13 protein-coding genes, 1 other RNA gene and 1 pseudogene are annotated in these 18,659 nt (G+C 21.1%); 9 read left to right on the top strand and 6 right to left on the bottom strand.

The genetic code is table 11. The annotated features are described in order from the left end of the window. Positions 1-497: 497 nt before the first annotated feature. Positions 498-1,265, bottom strand: a complete 768-nt coding sequence (truA, locus tag BUCIPICE3303_RS00670; RefSeq protein ID WP_420093654.1) for a tRNA pseudouridine(38-40) synthase TruA — start codon at positions 1,263-1,265, stop codon at positions 498-500. A 785-nt stretch (positions 1,266-2,050) separates the two neighbouring features. Between truA and pcnB the strand changes: the two genes are divergently transcribed. The 4 genes from pcnB (at position 2,051) to thrC (ending at position 8,490) form a co-directional block, all read left to right on the top strand. Beyond that, positions 2,051-3,265, top strand: coding sequence for a polynucleotide adenylyltransferase PcnB (pcnB, locus tag BUCIPICE3303_RS00665; protein WP_154049202.1), 1,215 nt, complete (start codon positions 2,051-2,053; stop codon positions 3,263-3,265). 525 nt (positions 3,266-3,790) lie between these two features. Beyond that, on the top strand, positions 3,791-6,244 hold the full coding sequence (gene thrA, locus BUCIPICE3303_RS00660; protein ID WP_154049201.1) for a bifunctional aspartate kinase/homoserine dehydrogenase I: 2,454 nt from the start codon (positions 3,791-3,793) through the stop codon (positions 6,242-6,244). A gap of 18 nt (positions 6,245-6,262) precedes the next feature. Next, a complete protein-coding gene (gene thrB, locus BUCIPICE3303_RS00655; protein WP_154049200.1) occupies positions 6,263-7,195 on the top strand; it encodes a homoserine kinase in 933 nt (310 codons plus the stop codon). A 2-nt stretch (positions 7,196-7,197) separates the two neighbouring features. Then, complete coding sequence (gene thrC, locus BUCIPICE3303_RS00650) at positions 7,198-8,490, top strand: threonine synthase (protein WP_154049199.1); 1,293 nt, start codon at positions 7,198-7,200, stop codon at positions 8,488-8,490. Between the two features lie 67 nt (positions 8,491-8,557). Here the strand turns inward: thrC and ychF are convergent, their stop codons facing one another. Next, a complete protein-coding gene (gene ychF, locus BUCIPICE3303_RS00645; RefSeq protein WP_172598700.1) occupies positions 8,558-9,646 on the bottom strand; it encodes a redox-regulated ATPase YchF in 1,089 nt (362 codons plus the stop codon). 57 nt (positions 9,647-9,703) lie between these two features. Then, the gene (pth, locus tag BUCIPICE3303_RS00640; RefSeq protein WP_154049197.1) at positions 9,704-10,285 is read right to left on the bottom strand and encodes an aminoacyl-tRNA hydrolase; all 582 of its coding nucleotides are present in this window, start codon (positions 10,283-10,285) and stop codon (positions 9,704-9,706) included. A 538-nt stretch (positions 10,286-10,823) separates the two neighbouring features. On the opposite strand from pth, the gene rnt reads away from it, so the two are divergent. Beyond that, positions 10,824-11,489, top strand: coding sequence for a ribonuclease T (rnt, locus tag BUCIPICE3303_RS00635; RefSeq protein WP_154049196.1), 666 nt, complete (start codon positions 10,824-10,826; stop codon positions 11,487-11,489). Positions 11,490-11,518: 29 nt separating this feature from the next. Here the strand turns inward: rnt and grxD are convergent, their stop codons facing one another. Continuing rightward, entirely contained in the window at positions 11,519-11,848 is a 330-nt protein-coding gene (gene grxD / locus BUCIPICE3303_RS00630) for a Grx4 family monothiol glutaredoxin (protein WP_269772949.1), read from the bottom strand. 112 nt (positions 11,849-11,960) lie between these two features. Here grxD and ssrA point away from each other — a divergent pair. Further along, positions 11,961-12,337: a transfer-messenger RNA gene (gene ssrA / locus BUCIPICE3303_RS00625) on the top strand. Positions 12,338-12,589: 252 nt separating this feature from the next. Beyond that, positions 12,590-13,129 (top strand): nucleotide exchange factor GrpE, encoded by a 540-nt coding sequence (gene grpE / locus BUCIPICE3303_RS00620; protein ID WP_154049194.1) that lies wholly within the window; start codon positions 12,590-12,592, stop codon positions 13,127-13,129. Between the two features lie 47 nt (positions 13,130-13,176). Here grpE and ung read toward each other — a convergent pair. Next, positions 13,177-13,858 (bottom strand): annotated as a pseudogene (ung, locus tag BUCIPICE3303_RS00615) (uracil-DNA glycosylase). Positions 13,859-14,074: 216 nt separating this feature from the next. On the opposite strand from ung, the gene BUCIPICE3303_RS00610 reads away from it, so the two are divergent. Both BUCIPICE3303_RS00610 and gyrA read left to right on the top strand, forming a co-directional pair. Then, the gene (locus tag BUCIPICE3303_RS00610; RefSeq protein ID WP_154049193.1) at positions 14,075-14,677 is read left to right on the top strand and encodes a peroxiredoxin; all 603 of its coding nucleotides are present in this window, start codon (positions 14,075-14,077) and stop codon (positions 14,675-14,677) included. A gap of 305 nt (positions 14,678-14,982) precedes the next feature. Next, on the top strand, positions 14,983-17,484 hold the full coding sequence (gene gyrA, locus BUCIPICE3303_RS00605; RefSeq protein WP_154049192.1) for a DNA topoisomerase (ATP-hydrolyzing) subunit A: 2,502 nt from the start codon (positions 14,983-14,985) through the stop codon (positions 17,482-17,484). A 96-nt stretch (positions 17,485-17,580) separates the two neighbouring features. Here gyrA and pta read toward each other — a convergent pair whose 3' ends face one another. Next, positions 17,581-18,567, bottom strand: coding sequence for a phosphate acetyltransferase (gene pta, locus BUCIPICE3303_RS00600; RefSeq protein WP_154049191.1), 987 nt, complete (start codon positions 18,565-18,567; stop codon positions 17,581-17,583). Between the last annotated feature and the right edge of the window lie 92 nt (positions 18,568-18,659).

Here is an 18,659-nt window from a genome sequence, read left to right as displayed (position 1 = left end):
AAATCTCATATGTGCTAATAAAAAATATAAAAAGTTTATATAAAATTAAAAAAAATATTTTCATAAAAAATATTAATCTATTAAAAATTTTTATAAAAATAAAAATAAAATTATATTATATATTGTTAAAAATATGATAGGAATAAAAAAATTATATTACATGATATAAAAAATATTTTTTATTTACAAAAAATATTTAAAATGTATTTTTTTAAAAAATTTTTTAATTAATTAAATCATTTATTAAATTATTATATGATATAATATATAACTTATATAAGTAATACAATTTTTTATATAAAAATATTTATTTTAAAATAAAAAAAATTTTTTATAAATATATAGAATATATATTCATTAAAATAAAACAAATAAAAATTGTATATTAACAATAATACTAATTAATAATAAAATTTTTTAAATCATATTTTTATAAAAAAATACAAATATTATGAATAATCATATAAAAAATTTATATATTTTAATTAATAATATTTTTAAAGTATTGCATAACAATCAGGGTAAGAAGCAGATAAAAAATATAATCCTTGTGGCGGGACTGTAGAATACATTTTATTGATGTTTTTATTATATAAAACTATTTTAGTCCAATTAATATTCTGCTTAGATAATCCTATAGAAACTAAACAACCTACAATATTTCTTACCATATGATATAAAAAAGAATTAGCAGTAATATCAATAATCACAAAATCATTTAAATGATATACTAATAAAGAAATAATTTTTCTATTCGGGGATAATGATTGACAACCACTACTTTTAAAGGAAGTAAAATCATGTCTGCCAAGCAAAAAACGAGCACTATATTGCATTTTTTTAATATCCAATATATCACGAACATAATAATAATATTTAGTCATAAAACTAGATCGTCTACTTTTATTCAAAATAATATAACGATATGAACGTGATAAAGCAGAAAATCTAGCATTAAAGTCAGATGAAATTTCTCGTATCCATAATACTGTTATATTATATGGTAATAATGAATTCACACCTTTTAACCAAATATTATTGCTACGTATAGTATTTGTATCAAAATGAGCGATTTGTTTAATAGCATGTACACCTTGATCAGTTCGCCCGGCACAAATTACATCTACTTTATGATTAGCAATTTTTGAAAAAGCTATTTCTACACACTCTTGTACAGTTAATACTGATCTTTGTTTTTGCCAGCCATAATATACACTTCCATCATATTCTAAACTCAAAACAAACTTCATCGATTTATCCTGCAATATATAACTGAGTGAAAGATAAAAATATAAATAATTATATATAAAAATTATTAATATATATCTATTTATATAAATGATTTTTATTGTATCAATGTTACTTGACATTAGATACTAAAATATGGCATTTTCTACACATATAAAAAAAACATTTTAAATTTAAAAACAATTATTTAATAAATATATATTTAAAATATTTCATATTATCTATAGATAGAATATTATTTATTAATAAAAAATAAGAAAAATTTAATAAATTTAATTAAACAACACGTTTAAAAAAATTTTTATATTACTTTACAAATAAAATAAAAAAAAATCTAATATAACTAAAAATTATTTATATATTATAAAATAATAAATATCTATTTAAATATTAAAATATATATTCTTTCATTATTGAAATTATACATTAAAAAATAAACTAAGAATCTATAAATATATCTTAATCAAAAAAAATAAAAAATTTTGTATACACTAATTATGCATTATATACAAAATATCTGCTAAATATTATTTTTATAAAAATATAAAATATTTTTTGAACATTAATATTTATTAAATTAAATTTAATTAAAAAAATTTTTAATAATAAACATTTTATAAATATTTAATTTATATATATAATTTCAAATATTCTAAATTATTAAAATAAATTATATATCTCATATATATATTATATATGATATTTATAATGCAAAAAAATAAAATTTATTTTTTATTTATTAAAACTATACTAATTTCAAAAAAACTATATAAAAACATAAAAATAAAGTAGATATTAACATATGAATCAAATTATAAAAAAAAATCATAATATATCTCAAAAAAAAATTAGTAAAAATTCTATAAAAGTATTATATAGATTAAATAAATCAGGTTATGAAGCATATTTAGTTGGAGGAGGGGTTAGAGATTTATTATTAGGAAAAAAACCTAAAGATTTTGATATTGCTACTAATGCAAAACCAAGTGAGATTAGAAAATTATTTAAAAACTGTAGATTAATAGGAAGACGATTTATTATTGCTCACTTAATATTTAAAAGTGAAATCATAGAAGTATCAACATTTAGAGCAAAAAATAACAATATAGAAAATAATAAATTATATTATCGTTCTAATAAAACAGATAATGGTATGTTATTGTTTGATAATACCTTCGGGAAAATAGAAGAAGATGTATATAGACGAGATTTAACAATTAATGCATTATATTATAGTATAAAAGATTTTGGAATTAGAGATTATGTTGGAGGAATTAAAGATATAAAATTAAAAATAATACGATTAATTGGTGACGCTGAAACTAGATATAGAGAAGATCCTGTACGTATGTTACGGGTAATACGTTTTTCTGTACAATTGCATATGCATATAGATAAAAAAACTGCAGAACCTATAGTTAAATTATCAAATTTACTAAAAAATATACCACCTGCACGATTATTTAATGAATCTATAAAATTATTTTGTTTTGGATATGGTTATCTCACTTACATTAGATTAAGAAAATATTCTCTAGTATATCCCTTACTACCATTTTTATTTCATACGCTTAGTAAAAAAAATACATTTTTTTTAAAAAATATTATTATACAATGTTTAAAAAAAATTGATTCTATTATTAATAAAAAATCTATATGTTATCCATCTTTCTTATTTGCTACACTGTTATGGTACCCGTTAATAGAAAAAATACAATTATTATTAAATAATAAACAACTGAAATATTCTAAAGCATATTCTATTTCTGTAAATTATATCTTAAAAAAATATTCAATCTTATTAGGTATTCCTAAAAATATTATTTTAATTATTAAAAAAATATGGAATTTACAAAAAGATATAGAAATGAAAAAAAAATATGAAATTAAAAAAATTATTCAAAATAATAACTTTTTTCAAGCTTTAGAATTAATTACACTCAGATCAAAAATAGAAAATAAAATTGAACTAAAAAAAATTTTATTTTTTTGGAATAAAAAAAATACTTTTTTTTAAAAAAACATTAATATATATTATATATTTCCTCATATGTACTATATATACAGTATCTATAAAAATTAGAATATAATTATCATATTAATTTTTTCTAAAAAAAAATATTGATAAATATACATTATAATATATATTAATTAGAATTATCTTTATATACAATATAAACCTTAATTTAAAAAATATATTTTATATACATAAAACATTTCATTTAAAAAAAATTTTATAATGAAAATATAATTTTATTTTTAATGTTTTATAAAAAATACTAAAAAAGAAAAAAAATATCAAAAATATGATATAATTTATTAATTTACCTAAAAATATATTTATATAAAAATAAATTTTTTTATTTAAAAATAAAAATACTTATATTCTCAAAATTTTTCATATCATTCATAATAATAAAATCAAAATTCTATATATTTACTAATCAACATATTCTATTAATAAATAATAGTTTATATATCATATTTGATTCTATCAAAAATAAAATAAATCTAAATAATTTTTCAAAAAGAGATTACATTAATGAAAACGTTAAAATTCGGGGGTACATCGCTTGCGAATGCAAAAAAATTTATACAAGTATCTTCAATTATTACAAATCAAATAAAAAATGATCAAATATCTGTTGTATTATCAGCCCCCGCTTCTATAACAAATCAATTAGAATACGCTATTAAAAAATGCATAAAAAAAAATAAAGTACCTAAAAAAAAATTACTTATCATTAAAAATTTTTTCTTTAATTTAATAAATAATATATATTTATTAGAAAATAGATATCCAGAAAAAAAAGTCAAAACAAAAATAATTATACAATATGAAAAATTAAATGATACATTCTATAAAATAAAATCATTAAAAAGCTGTCCAGATAATATATATGCTAAAATAATTAGCACAGGGGAAATTCTGTCTGTTCAATTAATGAAAGAACTATTAAAAATAAACAGACATAAAATCATAACAATTAATCCAGTTAAACTAATATCAGCCAATAATAATTATCTCAATGCTGTAGTAGATATAAAAAGATCAAAGAAAAACTTTCAAAAATTAAATTTTTCAAATATAAATATTATTCTTATGCCTGGGTTTATAGCTGGTAATAAGAAGAAAGAACATGTTGTATTAGGAAGAAATGGATCAGATTATTCCGCAACCATTTTATCTATATGCACAAATTCTCATATCTGTGAAATTTGGACCGATGTAAATGGAATATATACAGGGGATCCTAATATAATATCAAAAGCTCAGCTGTTATCAGAAATAACATATCAAGAAGCATTAGAATTAGCTTATTTAGGAGCGAAAGTCATTCATCCCGCTTCTATAGAACCTTTAAAGAAGTATAATATACCATGTGTTATTAAAAACACTAATAATATACAACATCCGGGAACTATTATTAATAGTAAAAACAAAAAAAATAATGAAAAAATAAAGGGAATTACACACTTAAATAATATTATTCAAATTAATATATTTATCTTAAAAAATTATAATATAGAAAAAATTTCATATAAACTATTAAAATATTTATATAAAAATAATATTAGTATATATTTATATAACCAATCTATATCACATAATAGAATTAATTTCTATTTTCAGAAACATAATTTAATTGCGATTAAAAATAAATTAAAAAAAATATTTAATATAGAAATACAAAAAAAAATATTAAAATCAGTTATTTTGTTAAAAAAACTTAGTATTATTTCTATTATTGGTAATAATATTAAAAATAATAATACTGAAATTTTAAAAAAAGTTTGCTCAACTATAGATAATTTTAATAACAAAATCTTATTCCTATCATATAATATATCCAATATATCATTATCCATTGTATTGGAAGATCAAAAAATCATTAAAATAATGGAAAAAATTCATAATTTAATTATTACTAAAATAATACCTATAAATATTTTCTTAATTGGTATTGGTGGAGTAGGATTAGAGTTATTAAAAATAATCTTTATGCAACGTGAAATATTAAAAAAAAAATTTATTCAAATAAATGTTAATCTTATTGCTAACTCAAAAAAATATATTATAAATAAAAAAAATATTAATTCATATAAATGGATAGATCAATTTAAAAATTCTACTAAAATTTTTCATTTAAAACATATATTAGAATTAATAAAAAAAAATGGTTATTTAATTCCTATTTTAATCGATTGCACGGCAAGTCAAAATATTGCTAATCAATATAATTTAATTATGAAATCCGGGTTTCATATTATCACAGCTAATAAAAAATCTAATTCATCACAGTTATCTGAATATATAAAAATAAGAAAAACAGCTAATAAATATAATAGAAAATTTTTTTATGAAACTCATGTTGGTGCAGGATTACCAATTATTCAAAATTTAAAAAATCTAATAGATTCAGGAGATAAATTAATTAAATTTCAAGGTATTCTTTCTGGTTCAATGTCATATATATTTGGAGAATTAGATAATAATATAACATTGTCAAAAGCTACTAAAAAAGCTAAAAAATTAGGATTTACAGAACCAAATCCAAAAGATGATCTTACTGGAATTGATGTAGCAAGAAAATTATTAATTTTAGCAAGAGAATTTGGATATTCTTTAGAACTCGCTGATATTAAAATAGAAGAAATTTTACCAAATTATTTAAAAGATATAAACAATAAAAAAATTTTTTTATCTAAATTAAAAAAAATAGATCATTTATTTATTAAAAAAGTTAAACAAGCAAAAAAAGAAAAAAAAGTTTTAAGATTTATTGGAACTATAAAAAATAATGGAAAATGTAGCGTACAGATCAAATCCGTAAATAATCAAAATCCACTATATCATATCAAAAATGGAGAAAATATATTTGTTTTTCATACAAAATATTATCAACCAATTCCTTTAATACTACGCGGTTACGGGGCTGGGAATAATGTAACAGCATCAGGTATTTTTTCTGATTTATTACGTATCGTATTATAATCTTACGAGTTTAAAATAATGATAAAAATTTATGCTCCCGCTTCTATTGGAAATGTTGGCGTTGGTTTTGATATTTTAGGTGTAGCAATTAAGCCAATAGATGGCACCTTATTAGGCGACTGTATATCAATACAATCATCAAATTCTTTTCAATTAAACTATCACGGAGATTTCTCTAAACAGCTACCTAAAGATATAAAAAAAAATGTTACATGGCAAGCATGGAACTGGTTTAATGAAAAAACAAAAAAAAAAAAACAAATATCAATTACACTAGAAAAAAATATGCCTATTGGTTCTGGGTTAGGTTCTAGCGCTTCATCTATAGTCGCAAGTGTACTAGCTCTCAATAAATTCTATAAAACTAAACTTACAAAAAAAGAATTAATACATATTATGGGAATATTAGAAGGAAACATATCAGGTAGTATACATTATGATAATGTTGCGCCATGTTATTTAGGTGGTTTACAAATAATTACAGATGATATACACCATATTACACAAAAACTTCCTATATTTGACAATTGGCTTTGGGTAATTGCGTGGCCAGGTATTAATTTATCTACTTCTATAGCAAGAAATATTTTACCATCAAAATATGATAAAGAAATATGTATAAAAAATAATCGTAATTTATCTACTTTCATACATGCTTTATATACTCAACAACAAGAATTAGCAATTCGAGTCATGATAGATTCTATTGCAGAACCTTATCGAATTCCGTTAATACCAAATTTTTTAAAAATAAAAAATGAAATCACTAAATTAGGCGCTTCTACCTGTAATATTTCAGGTTCTGGACCTACTTTATTTTCAATTTGTTTAAATGTTTCTATTGCAAATAAGGTAAAAAAATGGTTAGAAACAAATTATATTAAAAATAAAACGGGGTTCGTTCATATTTGTACAGTGGATAAATTGGGTGCTAGAAAACTAAGGATCTAAGGATGAAATTATATAATTTAAAAGATAAAAATGAAGAAGTAAATTTTTTAAATGCTATTAAATATGGTTTAGGAAAAAAACAAGGATTATTTTTTCCAAAATATTTACCGAAATTTAATACTAAGGTTTTAAAAGATTTAATGAAAATGGACTTTATTAATCGTAGCACACATATATTATCACACTTTATTTCAGATGAAATATCATTAAAAGATCTAAAAAAACAAATTAAAATAGCTTTTTCTTTTACTAAACCAATTATTGTCCCGGTTTCTAAAAATATTTCATGTTTAGAATTATTTCATGGGCCAACATTAGCATTTAAAGATTTTGGAGCTAGATTTATGGCTCAAATGCTTTCATTTTGGAAAAAAGAAAATTCTATTATGACTATACTAACTGCTACTTCTGGGGATACTGGAGCTGCAGTTGCTCATGCGTTTTATCGTATGAATAATGTTCGAGTAGTTATTTTATATCCTAAAGGTAGAGTCAGTAAACTACAAGAAATATTATTTTGTACGTTGGGAAAAAATATACATACTATTGCTATTGATGGAAGTTTTGATGATTGTCAATATTTAGTCAAACAATCTTTTAATGATAAACAGTTAAAAAAAAATATCGGTTTAAATTCTGCTAATTCAATTAATATTAGTAGATTATTAGCTCAAATATGTTATTATTTCGAAGCATTTGCATTAATTCCATCTAAATATCACAATGATATTGTTATTTCAATTCCTTGTGGAAATTTTGGAAATTTAACTGCTGGATTAATTGCAAAATCATTAGGATTACCGATTAAATCTTTTATTGCAGCTACTAACTCTAATGATACTGTACCTAGATTTTTAAAAAATGGAGTATGGAAACCTAAAAATACAGTATCAACAATTTCAAATGCTATGGATATTAGTCAACCTAATAATTGGCCACGAGTAGAAGAAATATTTAAAAGAAAAAAATGGAATTTAAATACTTTAAAATCTGAAAGCGTATCCGATAATGAAACTATAAAAACAATACAGGAATTATATAAAATTGGATATATATCAGAACCACATGCAGCTATAGCATATAAAATATTAAAAAAAAATATACAGAAAACAGATTTTGGTTTATTTTTAGGGACAGCGCATCCATCTAAATTTCAAAACACTGTAGAAGAAATATTAAATATTAAATTAAAATTACCAGATTCTTTACAATCTAGGGTAAATTTAAAAAATTTTTCACATCATATGAAACCAGATTTTTTGAAATTAAAAAATTTTTTATTAAAAAAAATTTAATAAATTTTATGATTTAGAGAGGAAAAAATACCTCTCTAAATCATTGATAAGTCGATATTATTATAATTTATATATTAAATAAAAAATTTATAATGTCACCATCCTGTACAATATATTTTTTTCCTTCACTGCGTATTTTTCCTAATTTTCTAATTTTACTTATATTGCAATATTTTATTAAATCATCATATGAAATTATCTGAGCTCTAATAAATCCTTTAGAAAAATCAGTATGAATTAATTTAGAAATTTGTAATGCTGTTTCCCCTTTCTTAAAAATCCATGATCTAACTTCTTTAGGTCCTGCTGTAAAAAACATTTTTAATTTTAAAGCATCACATACTTTTTTAATAATTGTATTACAATTAATAAAATCAATATAAAATATATTTTTTTTAGATAATTCATAATTCATATTATTTATTTTAGTATTATTATTTTCATTTAATATTATAGAAAAAACCGTTGATTTATTAAAATTATTATTTTTAAAAACGTTATCTAAAGAAAAATCAATATCTATATTGGATTCCATATTTAAAATATAAATTACAGGCTTTAAAGTTAAAAATTGATATTGCTTTAATTTTTTCCATTCATCCTTAGAAAATATAATATCTCGTAAAGCAAATCCAGATTGTAATTGACGAATACAACGATTTATTAAATTTAATGATACTTTTTGATTTCTATCATTCGCAGATTGACGTAATGAACCTTTTTTAATAATCCTTTCACATAAATCTAAATCTGATAATAGTAATTCTGTATTAATAATATCAATATCACGTATCGGGTTTATATCATTATATATGTGAATAATATTAGTATTTTTAAAACAACGAACAACATGTATAAGAGCATTACACTCTCTAATTTTCTCTAAAAATTTATTTCCTAAACCTTCTCCTTTAGAAGCGCCTTTTACTAACCCTGCAATATCAATTAATGTAACAATGCTATATACAATATTTTTTGATGATACACAATAAGCAATTTTTTTTAACCTGCCATCAAATACTGATACTACACCTATATTTGGGTCAATTGTACAGAAAGGAAAATTTTTTGACGGAATATTTAATTTTGTTATTTTATTAAATAATGCTGATTTTCCTACATTAGGTAAACCTATAATACCAAATTTATATACCACAATAATTTACACCCATGAAATAAAAAAGTTCAAAAAAATTTTATTTATTAAAACAATTTATATACTTAAAACAATTTTTTTATTTTTTAAAAAATCTTTTTTATATATATTATTTTTAGTTAGAATAATAAATTCTAGTATTGCCTTTATAATCATTTTTTTTTCTATAATACTTGGATTATCTAAAACAAAATTTGATATATTTTTCTTTAATTTAGGCCGACCAATACCAATATTTAATTGCATAAAAGCATTTTTATTTTTAAAAATATTAATAATACTTTTAACACCATTATGACCATTATCAGATGTTCCGACTTTGATCTTCAATACTCCAGGAAATAAATCAAGTTCATCTCGTACAATTAAAATTTCAGATAATTTAATTTTATAAAAAGATGATAAAGCATACACGGAATTACCATTTAAGTTCATAAAAAGATTTGGTTTTAATAAATAAATTTTATTATTGTTTAATTTAATCGAAGAAACAAATCCTAAAAATCTTTTTTTTAATTTAAAAGAACTCTGATAAAAATCAGATAATATATTAACAAACCAAAACCCAACATTATGTCTTGTTTCATCATATTGATGAAAAGAATTTCCTAAACCTACAATCATTTTTATTTTATTCAAATGAACCTACTTTAAAATATATATTATAATTAACAAAAAAAAACAAAATGTGTATTATATGCAATATAATTGCATAATTTCTTCTATTAAAAAAAAATTATTTATATAAAAAAACACAAATTTACTTGTATATATTTTTTATAAATTTTTAAAAAATAATATTTTTTATTTTTTATCAAATAAAAAATAATTCATTTTCATGTTATGATTATATAAATTGACGTTATAATAAAAAATATTTAAAAATTAATTTTAATACTATATTGAAAATATATTATTATTATCTATTAGTAACTATGTAATATTTTTATTATATACATAACAATTATATATATACTACTAATTGTAGTAAAATTAATACTGAATAATAATATAAATATAAATTTTAATTATTAAATTTAAAATAAAATTATAAAAAAGATATATAAAAAAATTATTTTACTCAAACATATTAAATTATTTTATTGAGATTATTATAATTTTATATATATATAAAAAAAACTACAATATTATACTAAATACTGAAATTGAGATTCATATGTCTATAAAACAAAATTTACGGTTTACATTAAATAATCGATTTAGAGGATTTTATCCTGTTGTTATAGATATAGAAAGTGCAGGATTTCATGCAAAAACAGATGCTTTATTAGAAATTGCTGTTGTAACTTTAAAAATGAATGAACTGGGTTGGTTACAAATAGATGATACTTTACATTTTCATATTGTACCTTTCAAAGGATCAATTATAAAAGCAGAATCTGTAGCATTTAATAAAATTGATCCATTTAATCCTCTTAGAGGGGCAATCAGCGAAAAAAATGCATTAAAGTGCATTTTTAAATTAGTAAAAAAAAAAATTAGTATTAATAAATGTAAAAAAGGAATATTAGTAGCGCATAACGCAAATTTTGATCATAATTTTTTAATGGCTGCAGCCAAAAGAGTAAAAACAAAAAAAAATCCTTTTCATCCTTTTACTATTTTTGATACAGCCACACTTAGTGGTTTAATTTTCGGGCAAACAGTTTTAGCAAAAGCCTGTCAAATAGCAGGAATACCGTTTGATACAACACAAGCTCATTCTGCTTTATATGATACTATGCAAACTGCATATCTTTTTTGTGAAATAGTAAATAGATGGAAGAGAATTGGAGGGTGGCCACCAAATATATCCCATCGAAAAAAAAATGATGAGATATAAATCGATACATTAAATGTATAAAAAAATTATTAACTTTCTTGTTTATTATTATAACAGTTTTTAACTAAATCTAATAATTCTCCACTATATAACATTTCTAAAATAATATCACAACCACCAATTAAACGTTTATTAACCCATAACTGAGGAAAAGTAGGCCATTTTGAATATTTAGGTAAAGCCAACCGAATATCGTTATGTTTCAAAACATCAATATAAAAAAAATTTGAAGTACAAGATGATAATGCTCGTGCTGCTCGAGCTGAAAAACCACAACTTGGATGTTCTGGAGAACCTTTCATATATAAAATAATAACATTTTCTTGTAATTGTTTTTCTATTTTACTAAAAATATCTATCATTTTTAAATTCACCTATTAATTTAATAATTAATTAAAAAAATTCAAATAATAAAATATATATATAATATTGTTTAAATCCAATAAATCTATTATAATATAATTTATATATGGGGCTGATTATGGATTTGACAAAATATACAAAAATTTTTGTTGCATGTCGAGGGTTGGTTTGCCTCGTTAAAAAACCAATTTAAAACAAAAGCAAAAAATAAAAGTTACGCTTTAGCAGCTTAAAAAACTAGATAAAGCCCTTTCTTTCTAATCTATTTTTTTCTCTTTAAATAGAATAGATATATTTTAGAAAGGTCATATTTAAAGAGATAACTATATAATGTTCATCTTGAAACAATATAGCTATATTTTTATCAAGATAAAAAATAATGCTTTGTTTATTAGGTATTATTTCATTAAAATAAATAAACTAAACATGTAGAACAATCATCTCAGTTATTTTGGACGCGGGTTCGAATCCCGCCAGCTCCACGTAATATCTTGAAAAATTCAATTAAAATATATATCTAATTACAAATAATATCAAAAAAATATTTTTGTTTATATATTTTATATATCAATAAAAAAATATAAAAATAAAATTTCCATAGAATACAAAAAATATAAAATTTATTAAAAAAAAATAAAAAAAACTATTTTAATAATTTAATTTCTTTAATTATATTTTTAAAAAAATTATTAAATTTAATTATTTTTTTTAATTAAACAAATTTATTAGAGAAAAACATGCAAAAAGAAAACATTCAAGAAAATCAAAATAAAAAAACAGAAAAAAAAAATGTAGATAAAGAAAAAGAAAAAAAAATAAAAAAATTTCAAACAATAGAAAAAGAAATTATTTCTTTAATAAAAAAAAAAAAAAATATAAAACTTCAATTCTATGCTAAAATAAATAATATAAAAAAAAAAAATAAGAAAAAAATTACTTTAATAAAAAATAATAAAATTAAAAATTTTTTAAAATCTATTGTTCCTATTATTGACAAAATTGATAATGTAATAAAAATATCTAAAGATTCAAATTTAACACAAAATACAATAATAGAAGGTATAAAATTAACAAAAAATATATTTGAAAAAAATTTAAAAATATGGCATATAAAAAAAATAAATCAAATTAATATAAATTTTAATCCAAATATGCATTCTTTAAAAGAAAAAAATAAAAATAATAATCTTTTAAACAATACTAAGATTAAAAATATCAAAAAAAATGGATATATTTTTAAAGATCAAATTATTAAAAAAGCAGTTGTCACAATATAAATTATCAATGTATTAAATTAAACATTTGTTTATAAAAAAAATACTATTTAATATGTCATATTTTTAAACCAATTAATTGGTTGTTTTTTTTGATTTTTTAATAATTTATTTGTTTTTGAAAAATGTTTGCATCCAAAAAAACCACGAAAAGATGATAATGGTGATGGATGCGACGATTGCAATATAAAGTGTTTTTTTTGATTAATAAGATTATATTTTGAACCAGCAAAAGACCCCCATAACAAAAATATTACTCCTATACAAAAATTATTTATAAATTTAATTACCTGATCTGTAAAAATTTCCCATCCGATTTTTTTATGTGAACCCGGAATACCATCTGAAACCGTTAATATTGAATTTAATAATAAAACCCCTTGTTTAGCCCACGGTTCTAAACAATTAGATATTTTATTTTGATAAAATAAAAAATCATTTTGTAATTCTTTAAAAATATTTTTTAATGAAGGGGGGGTTAAAATATTATTAGGAACAGAAAATGATAATCCATGTGCTTGACCTACATGACAATATGGATCTTGTCCTAAAATGACTACTTTCACACAAGATAAGGGAGTTAATGAAAAAGCATTAAAAATCATTTTTTTAGGAGGGTAAACTACAGTATCCTGTTGTATATTTTTAATTGTATTACATAAATGAACAAAATATTTTTTTTTTTTCTATAGTAAATAAATCAGACCATGTATAATTAGTATTAATTATCATTATAGTATACCTTTTTTAATATTAAAAAATTAAAAAAAATCATTATTTTTTTTAATTAAAAATATAATTTATTTAAATTTTTATATATATAAAAAATAATTTCATTCTATTTAAAATATAAAATAAAAATATGATATAATATAATATATCATAAATAAATTATGAATACTTAATTATCATTATAATTTTATATATATAATCAAGGAAAAAATAAAAATGATTTTAGTCTCACAAAAAGCTCCTAATTTTATTGCATCTGCTGTTTTACCTGATGGTAAAATAATTCATAATTTTGATTTAAAAAAATATTCACTAGGAAAAAAAACAGTTTTATTTTTTTGGCCTATGGATTTTACTTTCGTTTGTCCTTCAGAAATAATAGCATTTAATAATCTATATAATGAATTTCAAAAAAGAGATGTATGTCTTGTAGGTGTATCTATTGATTCAGTATATGTGCATAATGCATGGAGAAATACATTACCAGAATCTGGCGGGGTAGGATTAATAAAATTTCCTATGATATCGGATATAAAAAGAAATATACAGGAATCATATGGTATAGAACATCATGAATTAAAAATAGCATTAAGAGCGTCATTTTTAATAGATAATAATAATATTGTTAGACATCAATCTATTAATGATCTTCCTATTGGACGAAATATCAAAGAAATATTACGAATAATTGATGCTCTTAAATTTTACGAAAAATTTGGTGAAGTTTGTCCAGCTAACTGGAAGCCGGGTAAAGAAACAATTCAAGCAACACCAAAAGGAATAAAGAAGTATTTATCTAATAATTTTCAAAAAATATAACATATTATTAAAGAAGTATTTAAAAAACATATCAACAATAATACAATTTGTAATTAAAGATATTTATTAAATGTAAAAATAAAAAAAATCATAATATATATAATGATTACTATATATCATTGTATATATTTTATATATATAAAATAATTCAAAAAATTATATATATTTAATTTATATCAATATATAAAATATATATAATTATTCATTAAATAAATACAAATCCAAAAACTAATTATTTCATCATAAAAATATGATTTAATTAATCAACATTAAATATAAAATTATATCATCGAGATAATACATTAATGAAAGACATTGCACTAGAAATCAAACAGGTCAGTATTGAAGAAGAGTTAAAAAGATCTTATCTTGATTATGCTATGTCTGTAATAATTGGCCGAGCTTTACCAGATGTACGAGATGGATTAAAACCCGTTCATCGAAGAATATTGTTTGCTATGAATATATTAAATAATGAATGGAATAAACCTTATAAAAAATCTGCTAGAATTGTAGGAGATGTAATTGGTAAATATCATCCTCATGGAGATTCCGCTGTATATGATGCTATTGTACGAATGGCTCAACCATTTTCTTTAAGATATACATTAATTGATGGACAAGGAAATTTTGGTTCTATTGACGGGGATTCTGCTGCTGCTATGAGATATACAGAAATTCGTATGTCAAAAATAGCACATAAAATGCTAAGCGATTTAAAAAAAAATACCATAAATTTCGTCTTAAATTATGATGGAACAGAAAAAATACCAGAAGTCTTACCTACAAAAATTCCTAATTTATTAATTAATGGTTCTTCTGGCATTGCTGTAGGTATGGCTACAAATATTCCTCCTCATAACTTAAAAGAAGTAATAAATGGATGCATAGCATATTTAGATAATCCAGACATTTCTTTAAAAAAACTTATGATATATATACCTGGACCAGATTTTCCTACAGCAGGTATAATTCATGGAAAAATTGGTATCAAAGAAGCTTATCGTACAGGAAAGGGAAAAATATCTATTCGATCAAAATATTTAATAGAAGTAAATCAAAAAAACAAAAAAGAATCATTAATAATCTATGAATTACCATATCAAGTTAATAAATCCAAATTAATTGAAAAAATAGCTATTTTAGTTAAAGAAAAAAAAATAAATGGTATATCAAATATACGCGATGAATCAGATAAAGATGGAATGAGAATAGTAATTGAAATAAAAAAAGATTTTATTACTAAAGTTATCCTTAATCAGCTTTATACACTTACATCACTACAAACATCTTTTGGTATTAATATGGTAGCATTATCGTCCTCCGGGCAGCCAAAAAAGATGAGTTTGAAAAAAATAATAAATGAATTTATAAAACACAGAGAAAATATTATTACAAGAAAATGTATATTTAAATTAAAAAAATATACAAAAAGAATACATATTTTAAAAGGTTTTTCTATCGCATTAAATAATATTGATAAAATTATTAAAATTATAAAACTTTCAAATAATAGAAAAAATGCAATAAAAAAATTAAAAAAAATTAATTGGAAAACAAATTACTCTCTAAATATTAGAGATCATTTAAAAGATAATTATAAGAACTTTAATTTTAGTAAAAAACAAGCACGTGCTATTTTAGATATTAAATTACATAAATTAACTACATTAGAACAAGATAAAATTTATAAAGAAAATAGACATTTAAATAAAAAAAATTTATATTTAAAAAATATATTATCTAATTCAGATGAATTAAAAAATATCATTAAAACTGAATTAATAAAAATAAAAAATCAATTTTCTGATTCCAGAAGAACTAAAATAATTAATAAAGAATCAGAAATTAATATGGAAGATATCATAGTAAAAGAAAGTGTGGTAGTGACATTATCATATTCAGGATATGTAAAATATCAACCTATTTCTGATTATAATGCGCAAAGAAGAGGAGGAAAAGGAAAATCAGCGGCAAAAACTAAAGAAGAAGATTATATCGCTAATTTATTAGTAGCTAATTCACATGATACAATTCTATGTTTTTCAAGTAGAGGTATATTATACTGGATGAAAGTATATCAACTACCTGAAACAAGTAGACATGCACGTGGTCGCCCAATTATTAATTTACTACCTCTTATGCAAAAAGAAAGAATCACGGCAATTTTACCTATTTCTAAGTATAAATCATCTATAAATATATTTATGGCTACAGCTTTGGGTTTTGTGAAAAAAACACCATTAAATCAATTTCAAAAACCACGAAATTCAGGAATTATTGCAATAAATTTACGAAAAAACGATGAATTAATTGGTGTTTCATTAACCAATGGTAATAATAATATATTAATATTTACTTCTAAGGGAAAAGTGGTTCAGTTTTCTGAAAAAAAAATAAGAAAAATGGGACGTACTGCTTCTGGTATTTGTGGTATTAAAATTATTAATAATGATCGACTAGTGTCCTTATTAGTTCCAAATAAAAAAGATGATATTCTAATAGTAACTGAAAACGGATATGGAAAGAGAACAAAAATCAATCAATTTCCTATTAAATCCCGTGCAACAAAAGGAGTTATTTCTATTCGAGTTACTCAAAAAAACGGAGTTGTAATAGGCGCTATACAAGTTAATCAAAATAATCAAATAATGATGATTACAAATGCAGGAACTCTTGTTAGAATTAGAGTCTCTGAAATAGCAACATTAAAAAGAAATACACAGGGAGTTATATTAATTCGTACTACTAAAAAAGAAAAGGTAGTTGGTTTACAAAAATTGTCATATAATTCTTTAGAATCATAAAATCACTATATAAAAAAAATTATTTATTATAGTAATTTTATGAATAATAAATTATTATGATATATTTTTAATTACTATAATATAATTTATAAACTTCTAAAAAGATTGAATAACAGTCATAGCTGTTGTATAAATGATATCATCTATTGTTGCCCCTCTTGATAAATCATTTACCGGTTTACGTAAACCTTGTAAAATAGGTCCAATAGATATAATTCCTGATGATCTTTGTACTGCTTTATATGTAATATTTCCAGAGTTTAAATCTGGAAAAATTAATACCGTAGCATTACCTGCTACTTTTGAATATGGCAATTTTATATGTGCTATTTTTTTAGAAACAGCGGCATCATACTGCATAGGTCCGTCAATTAATAACTTTGGATTAATATGTTTTACTATATCTATAGAATCTTTTACTTTATCTACAGACATACCAGATCCTGAAGTTCCGGTAGAATAAGAAAGCATAGCAACTTTAGGTACAATACCAATAGAATAAGCAGTATTAGAAGATTGTATTGCAATTTTAGCTAACATTTTCGAATCTGGATATTGATTAACTGCGCAATCTCCATATATTAATACCTTTTTAGGAAATAACATTAAAAAAACTGAAGAAACAAATGAATCTTTACAATTATTTTGTATTAATTGAAAGGCGGGTCTTATTACATCTGCTGTTGCATGCGTGATTCCAGCTACTACTCCATCCACCTCACCTTCATTCAGCATCATAAGAGATAAAATAATATTGTTATTTAATAAATTAAGCGCATCTCCATGACTAGCAATACCTTTATCTTTTCGTAATTTATATAATTGATGAACATAGAGTTTACGAATACTATCTGGATCAATTATTTGAACATCTTTATGTAAGATAAAATTATTCTGCATTGCAATATTTTTAATATAGTGATTATTTCCTAACAAAATACATTTTGATATTTTTAATTCACTACATATTGATACAGATTGAATAATCTTAATATTATTTCCTTCAGGGAAAATAATTTTCTTGATATTTGAACTAGCTTTTTTTTGTAAAAATAATTTAAAATTTTCTGAATAATTTTTCATAAAATATTTTTTAAAAATAGTAAGGTTTAAAAAAGTGAATAAATTTAAAAAAATAAAATACAAATTTCTAATTTATAAATAAATTATTTTTT

This window comes from Buchnera aphidicola (Cinara piceae) (assembly GCF_900699035.1).
GTDB lineage: Bacteria > Pseudomonadota > Gammaproteobacteria > Enterobacterales > Enterobacteriaceae > Buchnera_F > Buchnera_F aphidicola_AV.
Note: the sequence above shows the minus strand (reverse complement) of the source record. Positions and strands in the feature narration are given on the sequence as shown.